Consider the following 8085-nt stretch of genomic DNA (forward strand, 5'->3'; position numbering starts at 1 on the left):
ATCGCGCCCCACCCATCGGTGCGCAGTTCAAAACCTTCGCCGCGTTTTTGCTTCTGAGCATCGACTAGGTGCCCGAGGTTGAGTTGGCTCTTGCCACTGTGCTCCGTACTGAGCTTGACGTGCTCCTGCCCGCGCAAGTCTTCCATGCGCAGCTTATTGTTGGCTGGCGTGCGCAGCACGTTGCGCGTGTAGTCGCGTTTACCCAACGTCACGTGATCGACGTGTTGGCTGTCGTGCAACGCGTGGGCGATATAAGGCCGGTCGGGGTCGCCTTGCTCAAAAGCGATGGCCACTTCGGTGCCGGCCAGCAGTGGCAGGTGCAGGCCGTGGGTGTCGCCGGCGTAGGGGCGGGCCAGGCGTAGCCAGAGGCTTTCCTGGCCGGGTTTCCAGGTGTCGCGGTCGAACAGGAAGTGGACTTTGTAGCGGCCTTCGAGGTCGATGTGGCCGTAGGGGTCGTGTTCCTTGGGGCTGGTGACGCGGGCCGGGACGGTGCCGGCGATTTGGGGTTTGGGCAGCGATGCAGGGCGAAAGCACACGGTTTCTGAATACGGGATGGCCTGGAAGCTGGCTTCAAAACTGCGGTCGCGGGCGGCGTGGGTGGTGACTTGGGTGATAACCGCGCCGGGGGTGAAGGCGTTAGGGGCGCCGCCGGAGATTTTCAGGACTTGACCGGGGGTCAGGCTGGGGCTGCTGCTGCTGCCACTGAGTTGGGTCTGGCCGTTGAGGTAGCGTTCGTGGCGCAGGCGCGCGTAGAAGTAGCCGCTTTCGCTTTGCAGGTCTTCGTCCTGGTCGTAGCGGTCGCCGATGACGTTGTAGGGCTCGGCGTAGTGGTAGGCCTCGCCGTAGGTGCCTTTGGCGCCACGACTTTGGCCGACATCACCGTCGAGGTGGGCGTTGGCGACACGGTGGTGGTAGGCGCGGATGTTGACGTGTTTCTCCACCACCTTGTGGTTCGATTGCAGGCGCCATACGCCGTCCTGGCCACTGCTGTTCAGGCCGGATTGCGGGCGGTATGGCAGTTGCACGTCGAACTGATAGTGGCGTTGGTCGTCGTGGAATTCCACCACGTCGATGTTCAGGCGTTCGTCGCGGGTGAAGCGGTACCAGATGCCCACCTCGGCCAACAGGCGCGAGATGAAGGCCAGGTCGCTTTCGTCGTACTGCATGACCTGTTCGCGCTTGGGGTATTCGCGTACCAGGTTGAAGAGGAAGTCCTGACCTTCGAAATCATGGCGGCTGCGCAGGATGCTTTCGACGATCTGCGGCACTGACTGGTGTTGGTAGATACGAAATTGTTTGCCGCGAGCCAGCAAGGCCAGGCGCGGTTCGAGGGTGATTTCGTAGCGGGCTTCGTCGAGGGAGCCGGACAGGCGTTTGAACCCGGTGACCACGCCGTGCAAGGTGCGCAGTGGCTTGACCGGCGGTACTTCAATGCCTACCGCCTTGAGTGCGGCCATGCCTGGGTTTAGGCCGGGGCCGTGCAGGCTGAAGTTGGCGTCTTTGCCCAGCACGCTGTCGGCACCGATGTCGCCGTCGATGCAGGTGAATTCCACGCGGTAGTTGAACGGCTGGCTCAGGCCTTCGTGGCCTTCGAAGGCCAGTACGTCCAACACCGAATCCAGCCCGTAGACCGCGAGTTTGTGGCGGCTGTGGTCGAAGAAGGTGCGCAGTTCATTGAGCATGTTCAGGCCTCCAGGGCGACCGGCGTGTCATGGTCTTGGCCGTCGGTGAAGTGCAGGACGATGCCCTCCTCCTCGCTGTAGCCCAGGGTCACTTCGGTGGTTTTTTCGTGGGCGGCCTGGCGTCGCAGCAGTTGTTGGCTGAGTACCGGCAGGATCTGTTGATTGAGCAGGCTGTCGATGTTGCGTGCACCGGTGTCGGGCAGCAGGCACGCGGCAACCAGTGCCTGGTTGAGTGCCAGGTCGATGCGGCAGTGCACGCCGTAATGGCGCTGCAAGCGCTTGGCAACCTGGCCCAGCTTGATGGCGACGATGCGTTGCAGGGCATCGGCCAGCAACGGGCGGTAGATGAGGGTTTGGAAGCGGGCGAGCAAGGCCGGCTGGAAATGCTCGCGCAGGATCGGGCGCAGCAGTTCTTGCAGGGTGCTGTCCGGCGCACCGGGGAACTCTTGCAGGCAGGCTTGCAGTTCGTCGCTGCCCAGGTTGGAGGTCATGAGGATGACGGTGTTGCGAAAGTCGATTTCGCGCCCTTCGCCATCGCGCATGAAGCCACGGTCGAACACTTGGTAGAACAGGTTGATCACGTCGCGGTGGGCTTTTTCCACTTCATCGAGCAGCACCACGCTGTAGGGGCGTTGGCGCACGGCTTCGGTGAGCACGCCGCCCTGGCCGTAACCCACGTAGCCGGGTGGCGAGCCTTTGAGTTGGCTGACGGTGTGGGCTTCCTGGTATTCCGACAGGTTGATGGTGATCAGGGATCGTTCACCGCCGAACAATTTGTCCGCCAGGGCCAGGGCGGTTTCGGTTTTGCCGACGCCGCTGGTGCCCACCAGCAGGAACACGCCCAGCGGCGCCTTGTCGTCAGTCAGGCCGGTCCTGGCCGCACGCAGGCGCTGGGCCAGGGTGCTCAGGGCATGGTCCTGGCCGATCACCTGCTCGCCCAGTTGGCGTTCCAGTTCCAACAGGTTGGCCTGTTCGTCCTTGAGCAAGCTGCCCAGGGGCACGCCGGTCCAGTCGGCGATCACTTCAGCCACGCTGCGCACATCCACATCCAGCGACAACAGCGGTTGGTTGCCCTGAACTTCGCGCAATTGTTGTTGCAGGTGCAGGCAAGCGTCCCGGCTCGACGGTTCGGTCAGGCGTGCCGCAAGCAACTGGCGGGTGAGGTCGAGTTCGTGGCGGTATTGCTCCTCCATGGCCGCTTGCCGACGCTGCAGGTCGGCGTACTGGCCGGCAATCGCCTCCAGGCGTTCCTCGGCATCGGCGCCATTGAGTTTGCGGTCTTCTTCCAGGGCCAGGTGTTCCAGTTCCAGGGCAGCCTGCTGGGCTTTGAGGCGCACCAGGGGTTGCGGCTCGCAGTCCAGGCCCATGCGCACCCTGGCACTGGCGGTGTCGAGCAGGTCGACGGCTTTGTCCGGCAGTTGGCGCCCGGTAACGTAGCGCCGCGACAGGCTGACCGCTGCCTGCACCGCCGCGTCCTGGATGTGCACGCCATGGTGGCTGGCGTAGCGCGCCTTGAGGCCGCGCAACATGAGGCTGGCGTTGGCATCGTCCGGCTCATCGACCTTGACCACCTGGAAGCGGCGCTCCAGGGCCGCGTCACGCTCGAAATACTGTTTGTACTCGCTCCAGGTGGTGGCGGCGATGGTGCGCAATTCGCCACGGGCCAGGGCCGGCTTGAGCAGGTTGGCAGCATCGGCACCGCCGGCCTGATTGCCTGCGCCGATCAGGGAGTGGGCCTCGTCGATGAACAGCAGCACCGGCTGCGGCGATTGCTGCACGGCGTCGATCACGTTTTTCAGGCGCTGCTCGAACTCTCCCTTGACCCCGGCGCCGGCCTGCAGCAGACCCAGGTCCAGGGTGCGCAGGCTGACCGACTTGAGGCTGTCGGGCACGTTGCCTTCGGCGATGCGCAGCGCCAGCCCTTCGACCAGCGCAGTCTTGCCCACGCCAGGCTCGCCTACCAGGATCGGGTTGTTCTTGCGCCGGCGGCTGAGGATGTCGATGACCTGGCGGATTTCATCGTCGCGCCCGAACACCGGGTCGATCTGTCCTGCCCTGGCCTTCGCGGACACATCCTGGGTGAAGCGGTCGAGGATGCCCTGCAACGCCTCCTGCAGTTCGGGGAGCGAGGCGCTGTCGAGCGGCGCGCCATCGGCAAGCTCCAACGTGGAGAGCTGCTGCAGTTGTGGACGCTCTATCGACTGCTGGTCGAGCAGCTCGGAGAGGCGTTTCAACTGAGTTTCGCTGACGCTGAGCAACGGCCAGGCGGACTCGCACGCCAGCAGATCGGAATTATCCAGCAAGGCCGCGAGCAGATGGACCGAACGTATGCTCTCGTTGCGGCTGTCCAGCGATGCGTATAACCAGGCGTATTTAATCAAGTGGTACAACTTATCGCACAGCTGCGGTTTGCTTTGCACGCTGCGCGGCAGGCTGTCGAGATGATCGAGCAGGCCGCGCCACAGCGTGTCCATGTCCCATTCATAGCGCCGGGCGATCACGGTCAAGTCGCCCTCGCCCTGCTCCAGCAGCTTGAGCAACCAGTGCTCGATGCTGATCAGCCCGTGGGCACGGCTTTGGCACAAGGTCGCCGCAGCACTCAGTGCCTGGGCGCAATACGGATTGAGGCGGCGAAGCAAAAGCGCGGAATTCTGGGCCATGGGCGTACATCTCTGGTCTGGGGGCTCGGCGTGTCATCAAGGCTCGATGTGTTTGGCTGAGCGTCCGCGAACGGGCGCTCAACCCTGCACACCGCGAACCGGCAGGCGCACATCGCCTGCCGGTGTTCGCGCATCAGGCGCTCTGGCGTTCGTTCCAGGCGTCGGAGTGGATGATGTTGCCGTCCTTGTAGGTCCAGGTGACCTTCTCGTAGCGCAGCTCGACCTGTTCCATGTGGTTGTGCTTCTCTTTGCCCTGGTCTTTGATGTCGTGCATTTTTGGCGCGACTTTGACGACCTTGACGTTTTCCAGCTTGGTGATGAAGTACTCGACTTCCTGGCCGGCGTCGTCGATGCGGTACCACTTGAACTCGGCGCTTTTAAGCGTCTGGCCCGTGGTCACAGCCTTGTAGAGGTAAGGGCTGGACGCATCGATTTCCTTGCTGAACAGGAACGGGGTGTGCACCCGCGTGCCGGTCAACTTGCCGGTGTTGTTGTCGGTGGGGATGTACAGGCTGTGGTCCTGCGCGATGACCTCGATACTGCCTTCGCGTTTCTGCACGTTCACGGAACCTTTAATTTCCGCGCCGCCATCATCTTGCAGCCAGAGGTAAACGGGAATTGCCATTTGAAGCTCCTTTTCTGGGGGTTTGCATGTCGCGGAATGCGACAGGCGGGGTCTTGCCCGGCCCCGCAGCGGGCAGCGCACAGGCCCCCGCTTCCGGTACCAGACGAATATCGACGCGACGGTTGGCGGCGCGCCCGGCGTCGGTGTCGTTGCTCGCCACGGGTTGCTGGGCACCGAAGCCCTGGACCGCGAAGCAACTGTCGGGAATGTCGCCCATGCGCTGCATCCAGTCGCGCACCGAGGCGGCGCGAGCGCGGGACAGCTCAAGGTTCTGGCCAGGTGTGCCAGTGATGTCGGTATGCCCGGCGATGACGATCAGCCAACCGGCCTGGGCCTTGATGTTGACCAGCGCGTCGATCAGCACCTTGGTGGAACCGGACTTGAGCTCAGCCCGGCCGGGGTCGAACAGCGAAAGACTGTCCAGGCGCACCGGATCGGGGATCTTTACTGGCGGTGGTGCCTCTGGCGGCTGGCGGTGGGCGGCGATGGTCGCCAGCAACGGCAGGCGCAGGCGTTCGCCGCGATACAGGCCCAAGCCCAAGGCCAGCGGCTCACCCTGGCGGTAGTAGTCGTCCAGTCGCGCAGCATCCTCGCGCAACACGGCCACTGCGTTTTCGCGCAGGAGGAATTGCGGCTGGTCACGGCGCTCGGCCAGCGGGATGACGTGGTAGCGGCGCAGGTCATCACTGACCTGACGCAGCAGCAGGTTGTTCTGCCAGGCCGAACTGGCCAACGCCACCACGCCCGCCAGGGTGAACAGCCACACCGCCAGGATGCCCGCACGCAACCGCGCAGAACGCCGAATACGCAGGGGCAGCAGGTTGAGCAAAGGATCGGGAAATGGCAGGCTCGCACCGGCCACCGAGGGTTCGGACGCGCCGAGGGCGACCCTGACGCGCAGCCATTGCTGCCACAGGTTGCCGGGCACGCGCTGAGGCACGGCCGGCACCAGCGTCATCGCCCACACCAGCGGCACACGCCCGTCACGCCCGGTAAAGTGCGACAGCACCTTGTCTTTGAGCCACGCGGCCAGGCTGCCGACCTGTACGCCCATGGCCAGACGCTCCGTACCGTGGGCGCTGTCGACGGCCTGGCGCTGCCAATCGCTCAAGCTGGCACAGGCACCGGCACTGCGCACCCACAGATCGGGCTCGCCGCTCTCGCAACTGAACCAGGCGTCTTCGTCAGTGGTGGTCTGCCCATAACTGACCAGCATCAAGGGCAACGCGAGGCCGCGTTTTCGCGCCAGCGTGAGTTGGTGGCGAAAGGCACGTATCCGCCCCGCCAACTCGCCTTCATCCGTATGTTCAACGGGGTTGACGCAAAACATCACGTTCAGTTGCCCACCCCAGTCCGGGCGTTGCGTCAACACGCCCGCCACTGCCGTACCCAGTTGGTCCAGCGCAGGCACCCGCACATAGCACCCTTGCGCAGTCACCCGCAGCGCCAACTGGTCGGCGGGAACGGCACCGAACAGTCCCGTGAGCCCATCGCCACACACCAGCACCACGGGCTGGCGATAAGTTGCCGCCGGCAGGGGCGTCTCACCCGGCGGCAGCAGTTGCGCGCCGCGCTTTGCGAAACGACGCTCTGCCCAGACCCAGGCCAGCACGACCGTCAAAATCGCTGCCGCTCGCAGCCAGCCCGAGGCCGGAATGATCAGTGCCAGCGTCACAACCAGCACCCCGGCCCACAGCCAGAGCCCTCGCATCAAGTTGAGTGTCATCGCAGCCTCACGCCTGGCCAGGAGCAAGCGTGGCGACCAGGCCACCGAGCATCTGGTCCAGCCCCCACCAGACGCCGACCAGCAGCACGCCCGCCATGGCCAGGCGAACCCAAGGCGAGCGCAAGGTGCCAAGCCGCTCGTTGCGTGGGCCGCTGCCCTGGGTGGTGAGCATCGGGTTGAGCTTCAGGGGCGGAACGTGCGCATTCAGGGCGTCCATCAGCCGCTGGCGCTCGGGGTGGTTGAGATCCGGGTAGCGCCCGCGAAAACCCAGGAGCATCACGCGCTGGAACACCGTCAGTACCAACAGATCGGGCATTGGCTGGCGCAGGGCCTGGCGCATGTCCTCATACAGGAACTCACCCGCCTGGTGACGGTTGAACAAGTGGGCCTGCAGGGGCTTGCTCGCCCAGCGCGCATGGGCCGGCCCCGTGGCACGGTTCAGCACGGTTTCATCGAACAGCGCGCTTTGGGCATGGCAGATCAGCGCTGTGCTTTTGTTGCTCACCCCCACGGCCTGCAACGCTTGGTACACCTGCTTGACCTGCCGCACGCAGCAACGCCACAGCTCGGAGGTGTCTTGCACCTCTGCGCCCTGGCGCAGTTCGACCACCAGCAGATAGCTGTTTTGCAAGAGTTTGTCGATATCCAGCGCCGAGGTCGGGTTCTTTTTCGAGGCAGTCAGGTTCATGCGCGCAATACCGCGAAGAGTTCAAGTTTGATGTCTACCAGCGTGCTGGGGACGTACAGCGCACAGACCCCTTCGGCCAGCATGGCCTGGCCCTTGGGGTGCCCAAGGTCGAGGGTGAAATACTGGTTTTCCAGGCGCAGTGGAATCGCCGCCGGTACATGGCTGAGCGGCTGCAGCGGGATACCGTCGAGCGCGGCGTTGACCAATTGGTTGACGTCGTCCGGCGTGCCGACTTTGCACAGACGCGGGAAGTGTTTTTGCAACTGCGCGGCCGGCATTCGGCAGCGCACAGACAGGTAGAAATCGGCACCGTCGCGCTCACGCAGGCGGGCATCGTTGAGCGTGACCTGCCAGCGATTCGCGGCCACCTCCTCCAGCACCAGCGCCACCACACGCGACGGCAGGCTGGCCTCCAGCAAGGTGGAAATGGTCTGCATCAGCGGAGGGAATACGGTTTCCAGTTGCTCATGCCGGTAGGCTGGAATCTGGTCGATATCGTGCTCCAAAGAAAACGTCAGCAGGCCGCCGGCCAGTTTGATCAGCGCCTGGTACACCTGCTCGGGATGTCGCGCCGGGTGAGCCTTGAGGTCGGCCAGCACGGGTTGATAGGTGTTCAAGGCGTTGAGCAACCAGAACAGCGACACATCGGCCACGGCAAAATCGGCCATGCGCTGGTTGCTTTCGCGGCGCATGCCCATCAGCCG

6 protein-coding genes are annotated in these 8085 nt (G+C 64.1%); all 6 read right to left on the reverse strand.

The features are described from left to right. The coding region (locus FEM54_RS18115; RefSeq protein ID WP_138452281.1) for a type VI secretion system Vgr family protein at positions 1 to 1682 on the reverse strand (1682 nt) is incomplete at its 3' end. Positions 1683 to 1684: 2 nt separating this feature from the next. Then, complete coding sequence (gene tssH, locus FEM54_RS18120) at positions 1685 to 4342, reverse strand: type VI secretion system ATPase TssH (protein WP_138452283.1); 2658 nt, start codon at positions 4340 to 4342, stop codon at positions 1685 to 1687. A gap of 133 nt (positions 4343 to 4475) precedes the next feature. Then, positions 4476 to 4967: an Hcp family type VI secretion system effector gene (locus FEM54_RS18125; protein WP_116668776.1), complete on the reverse strand. Its 492-nt coding sequence runs from the start codon at positions 4965 to 4967 to the stop codon at positions 4476 to 4478. Beyond that, positions 4933 to 6693, reverse strand: a complete 1761-nt coding sequence (locus FEM54_RS18130; RefSeq protein ID WP_138452285.1) for an OmpA family protein — start codon at positions 6691 to 6693, stop codon at positions 4933 to 4935. The genes FEM54_RS18125 and FEM54_RS18130 overlap by 35 nt, the downstream gene beginning before the upstream one ends. Positions 6694 to 6700: 7 nt before the next feature. Then, positions 6701 to 7381 (reverse strand): type VI secretion system protein TssL, short form, encoded by a 681-nt coding sequence (tssL, locus tag FEM54_RS18135; RefSeq protein WP_138452287.1) that lies wholly within the window; start codon positions 7379 to 7381, stop codon positions 6701 to 6703. Further along, on the reverse strand, positions 7378 to 8085 hold a 708-nt coding region (gene tssK / locus FEM54_RS18140; RefSeq protein ID WP_138452289.1), incomplete at its 5' end, for a type VI secretion system baseplate subunit TssK. The genes tssK and tssL, both read right to left, overlap by 4 nt.

Source organism: Pseudomonas edaphica (assembly GCF_005863185.1).
Classification (GTDB): Bacteria; Pseudomonadota; Gammaproteobacteria; order Pseudomonadales; family Pseudomonadaceae; genus Aquipseudomonas; species Aquipseudomonas edaphica.